This is a genomic window from Faecalibacterium sp. BCRC 81149, from assembly GCF_022750605.1.
Lineage (GTDB): Bacteria > Bacillota > Clostridia > Oscillospirales > Ruminococcaceae > Faecalibacterium > Faecalibacterium duncaniae.
The window spans coordinates 43,670-61,433 of sequence record NZ_QXJA01000007.1; the positions used below are offsets into that span (position 1 = coordinate 43,670).

Genomic DNA, 17,764 nt, shown 5'->3' on the forward strand with positions numbered 1-17,764 from the left:
GCTGTGACCGCACCTGAAGGAGGGAAACCGGATGGCACAAAAAAAGATCCCTGCCCGCCAGTGCATCGGCTGCATGACCAGCCGCCCCAAAAAGGAACTGGTGCGGGTGGTGCGCGCCCCCAGCGGCGAGATCAGCATCGACCCCGTGGGCAAGAAGCCGGGCCGCGGCGCTTACCTCTGCCCGGACCCGGCCTGTCTGGCAAAGGCCAAAAAGAAAAAGGCGCTGGAGCGCTGCTTTGAGCAGCCGGTTCCCGCCGAGGTTTACGATGCGCTGGCCGCACAGCTGGCCGACGTGGAAAAGGAGGCTCAGCCGAATGGCGAAGCATAACAATACCCCCGAAAAGCCCAAAATGGCCCCGGAAGAAGCGCTGTTTCAGGCGCTGAGCCTCTGCCGCAAGGCAGGCGCGCTGACCATGGGCTTTGATGCCGTGGAAGATGCCTGCGTCAAGAGCAAGGCGTGGCTGGTAATGGTCGCGTCCGATGCCAGCGCCAAGACCGTGCAGCGCCTGAACTACGCTGTGGGCGACCTGGTGGACGTGATCTCCATGCCGCTGACCCAGGACCGCCTGGCCGATATCAGCCGCAAGCCTGTGGCTGTTTACGCGGTGACTGACCGCAACCTCGCAAAGCTCTGCTTTGACCGTCTTTCGGACTGCGGGGCAATCAAAAATGAGGAGGATATGAGCGAATGACCGTAAAATATAAAGTGAGCGATTTTGCAAAGGACCTGAATGTTTCTGCAAAGAAGGTCCTGGATGAGCTGGCTGCCATGGGCAGCACCGGCAAGAAGAACAGCTCTACCCTGGAAGAGAACGAGCTGAACTATCTGCTGGAGAAATTCAGCAAGGACAACAGCGTTGCCAGCCTGGACGAGTATCTGAACAGCGCAAAGCAGCCTGCCCAGCCTGAAAAGAAGGCTGAGAAAAAGGCCGAGAAGCCTGCGGAGAAAAAGGCAGAGCCCAAGGCTGCTGAGAAGAAGCCCGAGGCAAAGTCCGCTGCCCCTGCCGCAAAGGCAGAGCAGCCCAAGGCAAACAATAACAACAATAAGCACGGCGAGAAGAAGAACGAGCAGCACAAGAAGCGCGAGGAGAAGACTGTCTCTCTGAGCGAGCTGGCCCGCGAGACCGGTGCCAAAGCCTCTGCTGCCCCGGCTCAGTCCGTCTCTGTCCGCCGCGAGGACAGCCAGGTGACGGTCGATACCCGCACCGTGGATGTGAACGTGGACCGCTTTGATGCCCGCTATGACGATCTGGCTTCCACCAAGAACACCGAGAACCGCCGTAAGCCCACCCCGCAGGGCAACAAGCAGAAGTTCACCCAGCGCGGCCAGCGCCAGCGCCAGCAGTTCCAGAAGGGCAAGCGCGAGACCGAGTTCGAGCGCCTGCAGCGCATCCAGCTGGAAAAGGCCCGCAACGCACAGCTGAAGGTGATGATCCCCGATGAGATCACCGTCGGTGAGCTGGCTGCCCGCCTGAAGCAGCAGGCCGGCAAGGTCATTGCCAAGTTCATGCAGATGGGCGAGATGCACGCCATCAACGATGTGATCGATTTCGATACCGCATCCCTGCTGGCTGAGGAGTTCCACGCAAAGGTCGAGCACGAGGTGCATGTGACCATCGAGGAGCGCCTGTTCACCCAGGAGGAGGATTCCGCCGAGGATCTGGTGGAGCGTCCTCCCGTTGTCTGTGTCATGGGCCACGTTGACCACGGCAAGACCAGTATCCTGGATGCCATCCGCAAGACCAATGTCACCGCAGGCGAGGCTGGCGGCATCACCCAGGCCATTGGTGCATATCAGGTCAAGATCAACGACAGCCTGATCACCTTCCTGGATACGCCGGGCCACGAGGCATTCACCTCCATGCGTGCCCGCGGTGCCAACATGACCGATATCGCTGTTCTGGTCGTTGCCGCCGATGACGGCATCATGCCCCAGACCGTGGAGTCCATCAACCACGCCAAGGCTGCCAATGTCAAGATCATCGTGGCCATGAACAAGATGGATAAGCCCACTGCAAACCCCGAGCGCGTGATGGAAGGCCTGACCAAGTACGGCATCATCACCGAGGACTGGGGCGGCGACGTTGCCTGCATCCCCGTTTCCGCACTGACCGGCATGGGCATCAGCGACCTGCTGGAGCGGATCGCGCTGGAGGCCGAGGTCATGGAGCTCAAGGCCAACCCCAACCGCCGCGCCAAGGGTGCTGTTGTTGAGGCCCGTCTGGACAAGGGCCAGGGCCCCATCGCCACCATTCTGGTGCAGAACGGCACCCTGCATGCCGGTGATGTCATCATTGCCGGTACCGCTGTGGGCCGTGTGCGTACCATGCGCAGCGACAAGGGCATGCTGCTGAACGATGCAGGCCCCTCCACCCCCGTGGAGATTACCGGCCTGACCGCTGTGCCCGAGGCAGGCGACCTGTTCGAGGCCGTTGCTGACGAGCGTCTGGCCCGTGAGCTGGCAGAGCAGCGCATTGCCGCTGCCAAGGAGAAGCAGTTCTCCTCCTTCCAGAAGGTCACTCTGGATAACCTGTTCAGCCAGATGGCACAGAACGATATGAAGGAGCTGGCCATTGTCGTCAAGGCTGATGTGCAGGGCTCCGCCGAGGCCGTCAAGCAGAGCCTGGAGAAGATCTCCAATGATGAGGTGCGCGTCCGCGTCATCCACGCCGGTGTCGGTGCCATCAGCAAGTCCGACGTTGACCTGGCCGATGCCTCCAACGCCATCATCATCGGCTTCAATGTCCGCCCCGACAACGTGGCCAAGGAAGAAGCCGCTGCCACCAAGGTCGAGATGCGGATGTACCGTGTCATCTACGATGCCATCAACGATGTCACCGACGCTATGAAGGGTATGCTGGCTCCCAAGTTCCGCGAGGTGGCTCTGGGCGAGCTGCAGGTCCGTCAGGTCTACAAGATCAGCAATGTGGGCACCGTTGCAGGCTGCCGCGTGACCAGCGGCAAGATCACCCGCGACAGCAAGGTGCGCGTTGTCCGTGACGGCATCGTCATCACGGAGGACGAGATCGCATCTCTGAAGCGCTTCAAGGATGATGCCAAGGAAGTGGCCGAGGGCTACGAGTGCGGCGTTACGCTGGCAAAGTTTGCCGATGTCAAGGAAGGCGACGTTTACGAGGCCTTCAAGATGGAAGAATATCGGGACTAAGGAACGGATTAAACCTCTCCGTCATTGCTTCGCAATGCCAAGGCCTCCCCTAGTAGGGGAGGCCTTGGCAGCCGGGTGAAGCCTCATCTTTATGCCAAAGGCACCCCCATTAGGGGAGCTGTCGAGCGCAAGCGAGACTGAGGGGTTTTGTTTTAGAGGAGAAGCTATGTCTCAGAAAAATATGGGTCGTCTTGCCCAGGATATGAAGCGTGAGGTCATTGCCATCATCGGACGGCTGAAGGACCCCCGCCTGGAGGGCGGTCTGCTGACCGTCACCCGTCTGGATGTGACACCTGACCTGGATGTTGCAAAGGTCTATGTGAGCGTGATGGGCCGCGAGGACGGCCCCAAGCCCGCCATCGAGGCACTGAACCGTGCCGCAGGCCATGTGCGCACCGAGGTCAGCAAGAAGATGCACATCCGTAAGGCTCCGCGCTTCATCTTTGTGGAGGATGACGGTGCCGCCTACGCAGCCCACATCAATGAGCTGCTCCGCACGCTGAACGTGAACGGTGACGCTGAGGAAACCAGCCAGCCGGAAGAGACCGAGGAATAATCAGCCTTGCGGAAAGGATGGAACATGGGATGACAGAACAGCTGAATGTACAGCAGATGGCAGAAAAGCTGCTTGCTGCGGATAACATCTTGATTCTGTGCCACAAAAACCCGGATGGTGATACGGTCGGCTGCGGCAGCGCGCTCTACTATGCGCTGCTTGCACTGGAAAAACACGCAGCCGTGCTCTGCGCCGACCCCATCCCCGGCCGGTACGCATTTACCAACCCCCGCCTGTTCAAGGGCGAATTTGAGCCGCAGATCGTGGTGGCTGTGGATGTTGCCAGCGTCCAGCTGTTTGGCGAGGGCAACGGCGTTCCCCAGTACACGCGCCATGTGGACCTGTGCATCGACCACCATGCAGGCAACAGCGGCTACGCCGAGTTCACGCTGCTGGACGGCAGCGCCGCCGCTGCGGCAGAGCTGCTGTATGAGGTGATCTGTGCCATGCATGTGGAGATCACCCCCCACATTGCCGATTGCCTGTATACCGGCCTGTCCACGGATACCGGCTGCTTCAAGTTCTCTTCCACCAAGGCCAGCACCCACATCACTGCTGCCAAGCTGATGGAGGCCGGTGCCCATGTGGAGGAGCTGAACACCCTGCTGTTTGACACCAAGTCCCGGGAGCGGATGGAAGCCGAGCGGATCGCCCGCAACCATCTGGAATATCATCTGGATGGCCGCTGCGCCCTCATCTACCTGACCCGGGATGAGATCGAGCAGAGCAGGGTAGACCCTGCGGATCTGGAAGAGCTGACCAGCCTGCCCATCAGCATTGAGGGCGTGAAGGTCGGCCTGACCCTGCGCCAGCAGCCCGGCGGCAGCTATCGCATCAGCGTGCGCACCGCCAAGGGTGTGGATGCCTGTGCCATTGCCCGCCGTCTGGGCGGCGGCGGCCACACCCGTGCGGCGGGCTGTGAGCTGCTGGGCAACCTTGACAACGCCAAGAGCGCGATCCTCTCTGAGGTGGAAGCTGTTCTTGATGCACCGCAGGAGGAAGCATGATGCAGGGAATCCTCATTGTTGATAAGCCTGCCGATTGGACCAGCTTTGATGTCATTGCCAAGCTGCGGGGCATTCTGGGCACCCGGAAACTGGGCCACAGCGGTACGCTGGACCCCATGGCCACCGGTGTTCTGCCGGTGTTCTGCGGCGGGGCCAGCAAGGCAGTTGATCTGCAGCTCGACCACACCAAGGCCTACCGCGCTGTCCTCAGGCTGGGCCAGCGCACCGATACCGGGGATGTGACCGGCACTGTGCTGGAGACCGCCCCGGTAACGGCAGGGGAGCAGGAGCTGCTGGCCGTTCTGCCGCAGTTCCTCGGCCCCCGGATGCAGACCCCGCCCATGTACTCGGCGGTCAAGATCAACGGCCAGCCGCTCTATAAGCTGGCCCGTGAGGGCAAGACGGTGGAGCGCAAGGCCCGGCCGATCGAGATCCTGGACATCCGGTACGAGGGCAGCCCTGCAGAAAACGAGTATGCCCTGACCGTAAAGTGCTCCAAAGGCACCTATATCCGGGTGCTGCTGGAGGAGATCGCCGAAGCCATGGGCCAGAAGGGCACCATGAGCGCCCTGCGCCGCGTGGCCGCCGGGGTGTATTCCGAAGCCGATGCCCACACGCTGGAAGAGCTCCAGGCGGCAAAGGACGCGGGGCCGGAGGCCTTGCAGGCTCTGATGCTGCCGGTGGAAAGCGTGTTCGCCAGCCTGCCGCTGCTGGTGGCGGACGAGCGGGTGGAGCAGCACCTCTACAACGGGTGCCCCACCAGCCGCTATCCCGCTGCCGACGGCCGCTACCGCGTGCGGAACGCCGGAGGGCAGTTTCTGGGTCTTGCCAATGTGGTGAACGGTGTGCTCAAGGTGGAAAAGCTGTTCGTGGAAAGGAACTGACGACCAATGCAAATCGTTTCATCTCTGTCGCCGCTGGCGCTGGAACATGAGGGCGGCACTGCTGTTGCCATGGGCTACTTCGATGGTATCCACATCGGCCACCGTGCCGTCATTGAGGGAGCAGTGGAGTGGGCAAAGGCCCACGGCGCTGCCCCGGCGGTGTTCACCTTCAAGCTGCCCGCTGACAGCAAAATGAAGGGCCGCCGTCTGCTCTCCACCGAGGATAAGCATGCCCTGATCGCAAGCCTGGGTGTGGAGTATTACCTCTGCCCCGAGTTTGAGGAGATCCGCGCCATGACCCCGGAGCAGTTCGTGTACGGCATCGTGCAGGACTGCCACGCCAAGGCGTTGTTCTGCGGCGAAAACTTTACCTTTGGTGCCAAGGCCGCCGGGACCCCCGAGCTGCTGAAGGAGCTCTGCGCCCCGCTGGGGGTGGAGGTCGTGGTGGTGCCCATGGCACAGTTTGAGGAAAAGCCGGTGTCCTCCACCCGCATCCGCACGGCATTGGAGGGCGGCGATGTGCCTGCCGCCAACGCCATGCTGGGGATGCCCTATGCCATCCGTTTCGCGGTGCAGCACGGGGCGGGTCTGGGCCGCACGCTGGGCGTGCCCACCATCAATCAGATCTATCCGACGGGCTTCCAGATGCCCCGCTACGGCATCTATATCACCCGCACCCGGATCGGTGATACCTGGTATCCCTCGGCCACCGGCCTGGGGACCCGGCCCACCGTCAATTCGGACGAGACCAAGGTGACCTGCGAGACCTTTATCCCGGATTTTTCCGGCGACCTCTATGGCACCGACCCGGTGGTGGAGTTCTACGCCTACCTGAGTCCCAGCAAAAAGTTTGATACCCTGGACGAGCTGAAGGCCTGCATCGACCATGCAGCCCGGCGCGCCAAGGCCTATTTTGCAAAAGCATAGTAAAATTTTTCTTGCTTTTTGCACGGATTTCTGTTATACTAGCCATGTTACCGCGGCACGGGGCTGGGAGTATGCCCATTTGGGAGTACCGTTTTCCCGCATTCTGTGCCGACGGCAAATAAAATTTTAATAAAGAGGTACTGTTACTATGAACAAGCAGGAAGTTATGGCCAAAGTCGCTCTGACCGAGAAGGACACTGGCTCCCCCGAGGTTCAGGTCGCTCTGCTGACCGCTCACATCAACGAGCTGAACGAGCACCTGAAGAAGAACCCTAACGATCACCACAGCCGCCGTGGTCTGATGAAGATGGTTGGCCGCCGCCGCAATCTGCTGGCCTACCTCCAGAAGAAGGACATCGAGCGTTACCGTGCTCTGATCGCAACCCTGGGTCTGCGTAAGTAATAGAAAACAGAGGGCAGGTACCGCATTGTGGTGCCTGCCCTTTGCTCTTTTTTGAGGAACAACAGGCCGCTGCTGCGCGTTGCAGCAGTAAATCGAGCGCCTGTGCTGTAAAAAAGCACGGGCGTTGGCTTTATTGCTATGATGCGCTGGCCGCTGCCTTTTGGAAGATAAGAAGATAAACCGCAAAAGGACAAAGGAGGCAAAACCAAATGGCAATTGAATTTGGTTCCCGCAAAGAGACCTTTGAAAACTTCAAGGTCTACGAGACCACGCTGGCTGGCCGTCCGTTCAAGGTCGAGATGGGCAAGATGTGCGGCCTGTCCAACGCAAGCGCCCTGATCCGCTACGGCGAGACCTGCGTGCTGTGCAACGTTGTGATGAGCCCCAAGCCCCGCGAAGGTGTGGATTTCTTCCCCCTGAACGTGGAGTATGAGGAAAAGCTCTACGCCGCAGGCCGCATCCCCGGCAGCTTTATGCGCCGTGAGGGCCGCCCCGGTGAGCGCGCCATCCTGACCAGCCGCGTGGTGGACCGCCCCATGCGCCCGCTGTTCCCCAAGGAGATGCGCAACGATGTCTGCATCACCATGACCGTGATGAGCCTGGACCCCGATTGCAGCCCTGAGATCGCCGGCATGATCGGTGCGTCTCTGGTCACCGCTGTGTCTGAGATCCCCTGGAACGGCCCCATCGGCGGTGTTCAGGTGGGCCTGGTGGACGGCGAGATCGTCCTGAACCCCACCCAGGAGCAGCGCAAGGTGAGCGACCTGGCCCTGACCGTTGCCGCCACCATGGACAAGATCGTGATGATCGAGGCCGGTGCCAACGAGGTGGACGAGGACACCATGCTCAATGCCATCAAGGCTGCCCACGTTGAGATCAAGAAGATCATCACCTTCATCAACGGCATCGTTGCAGAGCGCGGCAAGCCGAAGATCGATTTCCAGGTGGTGGGTCTGGATATGGACGTGTTCCACGCCATCCAGAACAAGTATCTGGACGACTTCAAGGCCGCCATGGATACCGACGACAAGAATGTGCGGGATGCTGCCCTGCTGCCCATCATGGACAAGATCGCCGAGGAGTACCCCGACCTGTCTGACGCAGATCTCGACCTTGTCAGCTACAAGATGCAGAAGTACGTTGTCCGCCGCTGGCTGCTGGATGAGGGCAAGCGCGTGGATGGCCGCGGCATCAACGAGATCCGCCCGCTGGCTGCCGAAGTGGGCATCCTGCCCCGGGTCCACGGCTCCGGTATGTTCACCCGCGGCCAGACCCAGGTGCTGACCACCTGCACCCTGGGCGGCACCAAGGACAACCAGCTGATGGACGATCTGACCGACGAGCAGACCAAGCGTTACATCCATCACTATAACTTCCCGCCGTATTCTGTCGGCGAGGCCCGCGCACCCCGCAGCCCCGGCCGCCGCGAGATCGGCCACGGCGCACTGGCAGAGCGCGCTCTGGTTCCCGTGCTGCCCTCTCTGGAGGAGTTCCCCTACACCATCCGCTGTGTCTCTGAGGTCCTGAGCTCCAACGGCTCCACCTCTCAGGCTTCCATCTGCGGTTCCACTCTGGCCCTGATGGATGCCGGTGTGCCCATCAAGGCACCTGTTGCCGGTATCTCCTGCGGCCTGATCACTGAGGGTGACCGCTGGATGACCATGCTGGATATTCAGGGCGTGGAGGATTTCCACGGCGATATGGACTTCAAGGTGGGCGGCACCCGCAAGGGCATCACTGCCATCCAGATGGACATCAAGATCGACGGCCTGACTTACGATATCATTGCCGAGGCCTTTGAGAAGTGCCGCAAGGGCCGCCTGTACATCCTGGACGAGATCATCAAGCCTGTGATCGCACAGCCCCGTGAGGAGCTGAGCCGCTGGGCTCCCAAGATGTTCAGCATGATGATCCCCACCGACAAGATCAAGGACGTGATCGGTAAGGGCGGCAAGGTCATCCAGGACATCTGCGCCACCTGCAACTGTAAGATCGATGTGCAGGAGGACGGCCATGTGTTCGTCTCCGCCGTGGATCAGGAGGACGCAAAGCGCGCCATCTTCACCATTAAGACCATTGTGGAGGACCCCGAGATCGGTGCCATCTACAAGGGCAAGGTGACCCGCCTGATGAACTTTGGTGCCTTTGTGGAGATCGCACCGGGCAAGGAAGGTCTGGTGCATATCTCCAAGCTGGACACCAAGCGTGTGGAGCGCGTGGAGGATGTGGTCGCCGTGGGCGATGCCATCGTGGTCAAGGTCACGGACATCGACCAGCAGGGCCGCATCAACCTGAGCCGCCGCGATGCCATTCTGGCGCTGGAAGCCAAGCGCGCCGCGCAGGAGCAGCAGTAATCCATAAATCAGAGGGACCCCACAGCCGGTTGGCTGCGGGGTCCCTTTTTGCTGTCCGAAAAAACTTTTGGGTTTCCTCTTGACAGAAATGCAAAAATGTGTATTATTGTATTAGCTGCTTAATACAGCAACACATAAGGAGGGCAAAGCAGAATGAGTGAACAGTTTGATGCCAGCCGCCCGATCTATGCCCAGCTGGTGGAACGGCTCAAAGCCAGAATTCTGGCGGGCACCTACCCGCCGGGGGGCCATCTGGATTCGGTGCGGGATCTGGCCGCAGCTGCCGGGGTCAACCCCAACACGATGCAGAGGGCTCTGGCCCAGCTGGAAAGTGAGGGCCTTGTGCGCACCGAGCGCACCAGCGGACGCTACGTCACGGAGGATACGAATTTGATCGAACAACTGCGGGCTGCCGCCGCCCATGACATCGCGGCAGATTTTCTGGAGAAGATGCGCAGCATCGGCTACACGCCGGAAAAGGCGGCAGCCCTGTTGGAGCACTGGGATACAGAGGAGGTAGAACCCCATGAGTAAGGTGCTGACCTGTGAAAAATTGACAAAAGTATACGGAAAGGAAAAGACCGCGCTGGACGGTATCGATCTGGAGCTGGATTTTGGCCGCATCGTAGGGCTGCTGGGCCCCAACGGCAGCGGCAAGACCACCCTGCTCAAGCTGGCCAATGGTCTGCTGCAGCCCACGGAAGGCCGCATCCGGATCGCGGGCATGGCCCCCGGCCCGGAGACCAAGGAGCTGGTCTCCTACCTGCCGGACGCCGACTGGCTGCCCGACTGGATGCGGGTGGAGGAGCTGGTGGAGATGTTCCGGGATTTTTACGGCACGCCCAGTCAGGCCAAGGCTTACATCGGCTTTGACGCCGACAAGGCCAATGAGATGCTGGCCCGGCTGAACATCGCCCCCAATGCCCGGCTCAAGACCCTTTCCAAGGGCAACAAGGAGAAGGTTCAGCTGGTGCTGGCCATGAGCCGCAACGCCCGTCTCTACCTGCTGGATGAGCCCATCGGCGGCGTGGACCCTGCGGCCCGGGACTACATCCTGAACACCATCATTTCCAACTACAGCAAGGACGCGACCGTTGTCATTTCTACCCACCTCATCGAGGACATTGAGCCGGTGCTGGACGAGGCCGTGTTCCTGAAGGACGGCCGAATCTTTGCTCACCGCGCTGTGGATGATATCCGCGAGACCGAGGGCAAGAGCGTCGATGCATATTTCCGGGAGGTATTCAAATGCTGAAACAATTGCTGAAATATGAGTTCAAGGCCACGAAACGCCGGTATTTCGGGCTGTATCTGGCGCTGGCGCTGTTGAGCGTGGTGCTGGGCGTGACCTTCCGGCAGGAACACGCGCTGGCTCACAGCACAAGCTTCCAGAATCTCGAAGTGATTCTGATGATCGTGTATGTCTCGGTCATCCTTGCCATCGCGGTGCTCTGCTTCGTGAACACCATCCAGCGCTTTTATCAGAACCTGCTGGGCCGGGAAGGCTACCTGATGCACACGCTGCCGGTCAATGAGAACCAGCTCATCCTCTCCAAGCTCCTCACCAGCATGGTCTGGGTGCTGTGCAGCGGCCTTGTGGGCATCGTCTGCATCACGGTGATGGTCAGCATCGGTGTGATTGACTCGGAGACCTTCGGCATGGTGGACTGGAACAGCTGGAAGCAGCTGTGGGGGATGCTGTATGGGGAACTGGGCGCGAAGTTCTGGCTGGTGACGTTCTGGACCATCCTCATCAATCTGGCCCGGCTGGCAAGCCTCATCCTCTGCGTTTACGCTGCCTGTATGATCGCCCATCAATTCCCCAAGCATGTGATGGTGGCCGGGATCCTCGCGTTTATCGGCCTGAACATCGTGGAGACCCAGCTCGATAAGCTGCTGGGCACGAATGATGTGAGTATGATCGTGGATGTCACGTACCGGGTCGTGGATGTGAACGTGACCGGTGTGAGCTATGGAGTGACCCCGATGCGCTGGCTGACGGCGGCACTTGGAACAGACGTTGGCTATCTGTTCTGCTTTGCCGTGACTGCAGCCCTTGCGGCGGCATACTTCTTCCTGACCCGGTGGCTGATGAAAAATAAACTGAATCTGGAGTAAACAAAAAGGCGGTGTGCCCGGAGCGGACACACCGTCTTTTGCTGTCTGGAAAAAGGATTACACGCCGGAAGCGCCGTAGTTTGCCAGCACACGGGCAGAGGGGTCGTTGACGTTGCAGCCGGGCCATGCCTTGTTCGGCATCCAGAAGCCCACGATGGTGCGGCTCTGGTCGTGGTAGTATTTCTCGAAGATCTCACGGTAGAACAGGCTCTCCTTGGTAAAGGGCATACAGTGGGCCGAGTAGTTTGCCCGGCGGAGCTGGAACTCCTCATCAGTGTACAGGCTCTCGGCATACTCCTTGATGTCGTCCACCATGCTGTGGCCCACGGCATCGGAGAAGGCGGCTTTTTCGCGCCAGAGGATCTCCGGGGGCAGCCAGTCGCCCTCAAAGGCCTTGCGCAGCAGGTACTTGCCCTTGCCGTAGCTGTTCAGCTTCTTTTCGGGGTCAATGGCCATGACGTAGCGCACAAAATCCAGATCGCCAAAGGGCACGCGGGCCTCGATGCTGTTGGCGGAGATGCAGCGGTCGGCCCGGAGAACATCGTACATGTACAGCTCCCGGATGCGCTTCTGGCTCTCCTGCTGGAAGGCATCGGCGGTGGGGGCGTAGTCGGTGTACTTGTAGCCGAACAGCTCATCGGAGATCTCGCCGGTCAGCAGCACGCGCACATCGGTCTGCTCGTGGATGGCCTTGCAGAGCAGGTACATGCCCATGCTGGCGCGGATGGTGGTGATATCCCAGGTGCCCAGCAGCCGGATGACCTCCTCCAGGCTCTGGATGACCATGTCCCGGTTGATGATGATCTCATGGTGTTCGCTGCCCAGATAATCGGCGGTCTGGCGGGCATATTTCAGGTCGATGGCATCGGTGTCCATGCCGATGGCAAAGGTGCGGATGGGCTTGCCCAGCTTCTTGGCTGCAATGGAGCAGACCAGCGAGGAATCCAGACCGCCCGAGAGCAGGAAGCCCACAGGGGCATCGGCATCCAGACGCTTTTCCACGCCTGCGATCAGCTTTTCACGGATGTTCCGCAGGGTGGTCTCCATGTCATCCTCCATGGGGGCGGGCACGTCGGCAATGTCCTCGTAGCGGACAAAGCGGCCATCGCAGTAGTAGCTGCCGATGGGGAAGGGGCGGATGTCGTCGCACCAGCCGATCAGGTTCTGCATCTCGGAGGCAAAGGCGATCTGGTGGCTGGACTTGGAATAGCCGTAGAACAGCGGGCGGATGCCGATGGGGTCGCGGGCTGCGATCAGCCGATCCTTGCGGGAATCATACAGAATAAGCGCGAACTCGGAGTCCATGTGACGGAACATATCCAGACCGTACTCGTAATACAGCGGCAGCAGAATCTCGCAGTCGCAGTCGGAGGCAAACTTGTAGCCCCGGCGCTTCAGGATCTCCTTCTCAAAGCGGAAGCCGTAGAGCTCACCGTTGCAGACCACGCAGTCGGCACCGCGGTAGAAGGGCTGCATCCCCTCCGGGGTCAGGCCCATGATGGCAAGGCGGCCAAAGCCCATCAGACCAAAAGGCCCTTCCACCACACGCTGGTCGTCCGGCCCGCGCATCACGGTGCGCAGCAGATACTCCTTGAATTTGGCGGCACTCAGGTCGTGTCCCGTGTAACCCATAACACAACACATATTTCTTACCCCTCTCTCTCTAAACCTCTCCGTCAATGCTTCGCATTGCCGCCTCTCCTGATAGGAGAGGCAGGTTTCCCGGTGACGGAGAGGTTTTTGCAAATAAAAAAATACGGCAGCCTTCATCCCATTGCTAGGACGAATGCTGCCGTATCCGTGGTGCCACCTAAATTACCGGTGCGCGAACACACCAGTCACTTTTGTGTACTCTCCCCGTTGAAAGCACTGCCGCGATAACGAGCGGCTGCCGTCGGCCCCTACTAACTGCCCGAAGCAGGTTCAGGGGGAAGCTCACGGGGGTTCGTTCGGGGCTCATTCTCTGTGCGGCTTCCACCGGCCCGCACTCGCTGCAAAAGAACCTTGAGCACTTACTTTTCCCGATCAACGCTTTTCCTGCCTGCATTGTATCACGGCTCTTTGTCCGTGTCAACACAGTGTTCGCATTTTTGTGCGGTCTGCCCCGGTTGAGAGGGCTTTTGTGCGCAGCTGCGGCACAATCCGTACAAAACGCTGCCCTCGCACTGCAGGGTGAAGCCGTGCTCCGCCATCAGATGGGCACGCACCTCATCCATAAAGTGGCAGTCCAGGTGATAGATGCGCCCGCACTGCACGCACTTCAGGTGCAGGTGCTCGCGGCAGTGGCGGCCTTCGTCCACATACTGGAACACGGCCTTTTCGCCCTTATCGGCCACATATTTCATAATGCGCTGCTCGCCTGCCAGCTTGTCCAGATACCGGTACACCGTGGTGGGATTGGGGCTGGCCCCCTCTGCCTCCAGATGTTCCAGAATGTTGGATGCACTGACCGCGTGCTGGCGGTTGTTGATGAGATAATCCAGGATCAATTGCCGGGTTTTGGTGTTGTACCCCCCGCGACCTGCCATGGTATCAGCCTTCCTTTCTGGGTCAAGTGTACCACAATTTATCCTTCGATGCAAAACAAGAGCGAAACACTGGCGACAAGCACAAAAAAACTGTTCAATTTATAGCAAAATAATGCATGACATCTGTTCAAAACGGAAAAGCTCCCAAAGTTTTCAAAAAAGTCTTGTAAACATTGTCCAGATATGTGATAATAATGTCAATGATTATTTGGATTATTTAAGGGATACAAGCTGTCCGGCGGGCGACTGATTGCTGCCTGAATGGTCCTGCTTGCGAACTAGGAGATAGAACAATGAAAGAGATGGATTCCCAGTCAAAGCCCAGCCTGAAGCTGCAGGCTTACCAGTACCTGAAAACCAAGATTCTGAACTGTGAGTACCGCCCCAACGAATTTCTGAACGAGCAGAAGCTCTGTGCCGAGATGGGCAACATCAGCCGCACCCCCATGCGTGACGCGCTGGGCCGCCTGGAGCAGGAGGGGCTGATCACCATCCTGCCCAAAAAGGGGCTGATGGTCTCCGGCATTACCGAAGAGGACGTGCACAGCATGTTTGAGATGCGCCTGCTGGTGGAGCCTTACGCCCTGCGCACCTACGGCAACCTGATCCCCCGGGAGCAGCTGGAGGCCTACACCGAGCTGATGCATCACCCCGAGCGGATCGACGACTTCTGCAAATCCGACGATGATTTCCACGAGCTGCTGATGAGCACTCTGCCCAACAAATACCTGCGCTCTGGCTATGACCGCATCACCGGCCTGAACACCCGTTTCCGCATTATGACCGGCAAGGTGAGCATGATCAATCAGGATCAGACCTGTGAGGAGCATCTGGAAATTCTGAATGCCGCCCTGAGCGACAACTGGAACACCGCCGCCGATGCGCTGCAGCATCACCTTGAGCTGGCCCGCGATAAGGCCGAGGGAGTCATCAAGGTCATCCGGCTGTGGTAAATGAAACGGTAAAAACGCTGTATCACTCCTTTCGGCATCGCTGATGCGATGCCACCTCCCTCTCAGAGGGAGGCTTTTGCGTTGGCCGCCGCGTTAAGGCTCCCTCCTGGAGGGAGTTGTCGAGCGAATGCGAGACTGAGGGAGTGGTACAGCGTTTTCTTTTGCTGGAAAGTGTAAAAAATTCATAGAAATCACAAGAAAAGTGCATTGAATATTGTTTAACAATGTGGTATCCTTAATAACAGAGAGAGCCCGCTGGCAGGCGGGCAGAATGATTTTGGAGGAAAATAATTATGGCTGACCGCATTGTTCTGAACACCATTTCCTACCATGGCCACGGTGCCATTGAGAACATCGTTCCCGAGCTGACCGCCCGCGGCTACAAGAAGGCTTTTGTCTGCTCTGACCCCGACCTGATCAAGTTTGGCGTGACCAAGAAAGTTACCGACCTGCTGGATGCTGCAAACTTCGCCTATGCTGTTTACAGCGAGATCAAGCCCAACCCCACCATCGCCAATGTGCAGGACGGCGTGGCAGCCTTCAAGGCTGCTGAGGCAGACTGCATCGTGACCATCGGCGGCGGCTCCTCCATGGATACCGCAAAGGCTATCGGCATCATCATCAACAACCCCGAGTTCGCGGATGTGCGCTCTCTGGAAGGCGTGGCTCCCACCAAGAAGCACGCTGTGTTCACCATTGCCGTGCCCACCACCGCCGGTACTGCGGCCGAGGTCACCATCAACTACGTCATCACCGATGTGGAGAAGAAGCGCAAGTTCGTCTGCGTGGACACCAACGATATCCCCGAGATCGCTGTGGTCGATCCCGATATGATGTCCTCCATGCCCAAGGGCTTGACCGCCGCTACCGGTATGGATGCTCTGACCCACGCCATCGAGGGCTATATCACCAAGGGCCACTGCACCATCTCCGATATGTTCCATCTGGAGGCCATCAAGCTCATCAGCGAGAACCTGCGCGGTGCCGTGCAGAACACCCCGGAGGGCCGCGAGGGCATGGCTCTTGGCCAGTACATCGCCGGTATGGGCTTCTCCAATGTGGGTCTGGGCATCGTCCACTCCATGGCACACGGCCTGTCCGCTCTGTATGATACCCCCCACGGCGTGGCCTGCGCCATCCTGCTGCCGGTGGGTCTGGAGTACAACAAGACCGTTGCCGGGGAGCGCTACCGCGCGGTCGGCAAGGCCATGGGCGTGAAGGGCATCGACGAGATGAACGATGCCGATGCCGCCGATGCCACCATCGCTGCTGTCAAGCAGCTGAGCGCGGATGTGGGCATCCCCGCAAACCTGCAGGGCATCCTGAAGGAAGAGGATATCCACTTCCTGGCTGAGTCTGCTTTTGCAGATGCCTGCTGCCCCGGCAACCCCCGCGATACCAGCGTGGAGGAGATCGAGGCACTGTATAAGAGCCAGCTGTAATTCGTAAACTGAACAAAGAGGGTCGGGAACGCCGCTTCCCGGCCCCTTTTTGTTCCGGGAAAGGAGCGCTATGAACCTGAATTTCTATACTCTTTGTGTAATTTATCTGGTATATTCTTTTTTAGGCTGGGTAGGCGAGACCGTTGTTGCAACCGCAAAGGGCCGCCGGTTCACCAACCGCGGCGTGGCCTCCGGCCCCTTCTGCTTTGTGTACGGCACGGCAGGGGTGCTCATCACCATCGGCCTGAACGACCAGCGCACCAGCCTGGCGGCACTGTTCTTCGGCAGCATGATCTATGCCACGGTGGTGGAGTGGCTGACCGCCAAGCTGCTGGAACGGATCCACCACCGCCGCTGGTGGGACTACTCCGATAAAAAGTTCAATCTGGACGGCTATGTCTGCCTGCAATACTCCCTGCTGTGGGGTCTGCTGGGCATGGCGGCAGTCCGCTGGGGCAACGACCTGCTGTTCCGGCTCTGCGCCCACCTGCCGCCGCTGCTGTTCCACGCTGTGGTGTGGGGCGGCATGGCGCTGGCCGTCCTTGACCAGATCTCTGCCATGGTGGTGGTCAGCCGGTATGCGAACCGCCACCCACGGCTTGAGCAGCTGAATCGGGAGCTGGGCAGGGGCTCGGAGAGGCTGCGGCAGAAAATTACCGCCAGCGTGGAAAAGCGGATCCAGCGGGCATACCCCGCTGCGGCCCGTCCGGAGCCCACCACCAGTGCCGAAAAGCAGCTCTCCCTTGCCGACCTGCTCTGGCTCTTTGTCATCGGGGCCTTCCTCGGAGATGTGGTGGAGACCATCTTCTGCCGCATCACCGCCGGGGTCTGGATGAGCCGTTCCAGCCTGGTCTGGGGCCCGTTCAGCGTGGTGTGGGGACTGGCGCTTGTGCTGGCCTCCATCCTGCTGCGGGGCGGCGAACAGAAGAGCGAGAGCCGCATCTTCTGGTTCGGTGTGATTCTGGGCGGTGCGTATGAGTATGTGTGCAGCGCTGTGACAGAGCTGCTGTTTGGCACTGTGTTCTGGGATTACAGCGGCTTCAAGTTCAATCTGGGCGGGCGCATCAACCTGCTGTACTGCTTCTTCTGGGGCATTGCGGCCGTGACCTGGATCCGCTATGGCTACCCACTGGTGGCAAAGGGGATGAAGGCGGTCAAGCGCAGGATCCGCCCCTGGATGACCGCTCTGCTGGCCGTGTTCATGGCCGTGAACCTTGTGACCAGTGCGTTGGCGCTGGCCCGCTACGATGCCCGCACCAGCGGCGCGGCTCCGGCCAATGCGGTGGATGTGCTGCTGGATGAGCATTTTGACAATGCCCGGATGGAGCGCATCTACCCCAACGCCAAAAAGGTGGAGAAGGCTGGGTAAAAATGCACGATTTTGCTTGCGTTTTGCAGGGAAAACAGGTATAATACTTTTTGGATT

17 protein-coding genes and 1 other annotated feature are annotated in these 17,764 nt (G+C 59.5%); of the genes, 15 read left to right on the forward strand and 2 right to left on the reverse strand.

All coding sequences use genetic code 11. The features are described from left to right. The first annotated feature begins 31 nt into the window (after positions 1-31). From D3F01_RS09165 to D3F01_RS09220, 12 genes are all read left to right on the forward strand, one after another. On the forward strand, positions 32-328 hold the full coding sequence (locus D3F01_RS09165) for a YlxR family protein (protein WP_005933128.1): 297 nt from the start codon (positions 32-34) through the stop codon (positions 326-328). Continuing rightward, complete coding sequence (locus D3F01_RS09170; RefSeq protein ID WP_005933129.1) at positions 315-692, forward strand: hypothetical protein; 378 nt, start codon at positions 315-317, stop codon at positions 690-692. Before D3F01_RS09165 ends, D3F01_RS09170 begins: the two co-directional genes overlap by 14 nt. After that, positions 689-3,166 carry a translation initiation factor IF-2 gene (infB, locus tag D3F01_RS09175; RefSeq protein ID WP_242888096.1) on the forward strand — a complete coding sequence of 826 codons (2,478 nt, stop codon included), beginning with the start codon at positions 689-691 and terminating at the stop codon, positions 3,164-3,166. The genes D3F01_RS09170 and infB overlap by 4 nt, the downstream gene beginning before the upstream one ends. A 166-nt stretch (positions 3,167-3,332) precedes the next feature. After that, entirely contained in the window at positions 3,333-3,722 is a 390-nt protein-coding gene (gene rbfA, locus D3F01_RS09180; protein WP_097772525.1) for a 30S ribosome-binding factor RbfA, read from the forward strand. 17 nt (positions 3,723-3,739) lie between these two features. Further along, positions 3,740-4,729, forward strand: a complete 990-nt coding sequence (locus D3F01_RS09185) for a bifunctional oligoribonuclease/PAP phosphatase NrnA (protein WP_097772524.1) — start codon at positions 3,740-3,742, stop codon at positions 4,727-4,729. Then, positions 4,729-5,613, forward strand: a complete 885-nt coding sequence (gene truB, locus D3F01_RS09190; RefSeq protein ID WP_347567998.1) for a tRNA pseudouridine(55) synthase TruB — start codon at positions 4,729-4,731, stop codon at positions 5,611-5,613. Before D3F01_RS09185 ends, truB begins: the two co-directional genes overlap by 1 nt. Positions 5,614-5,619: 6 nt before the next feature. Then, positions 5,620-6,540, forward strand: coding sequence for a riboflavin biosynthesis protein RibF (gene ribF, locus D3F01_RS09195; protein ID WP_242888111.1), 921 nt, complete (start codon positions 5,620-5,622; stop codon positions 6,538-6,540). Positions 6,541-6,688: 148 nt separating this feature from the next. Then, positions 6,689-6,943 (forward strand): 30S ribosomal protein S15, encoded by a 255-nt coding sequence (rpsO, locus tag D3F01_RS09200; protein ID WP_005933138.1) that lies wholly within the window; start codon positions 6,689-6,691, stop codon positions 6,941-6,943. Positions 6,944-7,152: 209 nt separating this feature from the next. Further along, complete coding sequence (locus D3F01_RS09205) at positions 7,153-9,297, forward strand: polyribonucleotide nucleotidyltransferase (protein ID WP_005933140.1); 2,145 nt, start codon at positions 7,153-7,155, stop codon at positions 9,295-9,297. Positions 9,298-9,450: 153 nt separating this feature from the next. Then, positions 9,451-9,831 carry a GntR family transcriptional regulator gene (locus D3F01_RS09210; protein WP_005933142.1) on the forward strand — a complete coding sequence of 127 codons (381 nt, stop codon included), beginning with the start codon at positions 9,451-9,453 and terminating at the stop codon, positions 9,829-9,831. Continuing rightward, positions 9,824-10,552 carry an ABC transporter ATP-binding protein gene (locus D3F01_RS09215; protein WP_097770986.1) on the forward strand — a complete coding sequence of 243 codons (729 nt, stop codon included), beginning with the start codon at positions 9,824-9,826 and terminating at the stop codon, positions 10,550-10,552. Before D3F01_RS09210 ends, D3F01_RS09215 begins: the two co-directional genes overlap by 8 nt. Further along, entirely contained in the window at positions 10,546-11,415 is an 870-nt protein-coding gene (locus D3F01_RS09220) for an ABC transporter permease (protein WP_242888113.1), read from the forward strand. Before D3F01_RS09215 ends, D3F01_RS09220 begins: the two co-directional genes overlap by 7 nt. A gap of 57 nt (positions 11,416-11,472) precedes the next feature. Here the strand turns inward: D3F01_RS09220 and asnB are convergent, their stop codons facing one another. Beyond that, entirely contained in the window at positions 11,473-13,047 is a 1,575-nt protein-coding gene (asnB, locus tag D3F01_RS09225; protein ID WP_005933147.1) for an asparagine synthase B, read from the reverse strand. A 143-nt stretch (positions 13,048-13,190) separates the two neighbouring features. Then, positions 13,191-13,453 (reverse strand) — a binding site (T-box leader). Positions 13,454-13,466: 13 nt separating this feature from the next. Then, entirely contained in the window at positions 13,467-13,943 is a 477-nt protein-coding gene (locus D3F01_RS09230; RefSeq protein WP_156065546.1) for a transcriptional repressor, read from the reverse strand. A gap of 293 nt (positions 13,944-14,236) precedes the next feature. Between D3F01_RS09230 and D3F01_RS09235 the strand changes: the two genes are divergently transcribed. The 3 genes from D3F01_RS09235 to D3F01_RS09245 all read left to right on the forward strand — a co-directional run bounded on the left by D3F01_RS09235 (position 14,237) and on the right by D3F01_RS09245 (position 17,707). Continuing rightward, positions 14,237-14,896, forward strand: a complete 660-nt coding sequence (locus D3F01_RS09235) for a GntR family transcriptional regulator (RefSeq protein WP_117505327.1) — start codon at positions 14,237-14,239, stop codon at positions 14,894-14,896. 293 nt (positions 14,897-15,189) lie between these two features. Continuing rightward, positions 15,190-16,338, forward strand: a complete 1,149-nt coding sequence (gene fucO, locus D3F01_RS09240) for a lactaldehyde reductase (RefSeq protein ID WP_242888115.1) — start codon at positions 15,190-15,192, stop codon at positions 16,336-16,338. A gap of 70 nt (positions 16,339-16,408) precedes the next feature. After that, positions 16,409-17,707: a putative ABC transporter permease gene (locus tag D3F01_RS09245; RefSeq protein WP_242888117.1), complete on the forward strand. Its 1,299-nt coding sequence runs from the start codon at positions 16,409-16,411 to the stop codon at positions 17,705-17,707. The last annotated feature ends 57 nt before the right edge of the window (positions 17,708-17,764 follow it).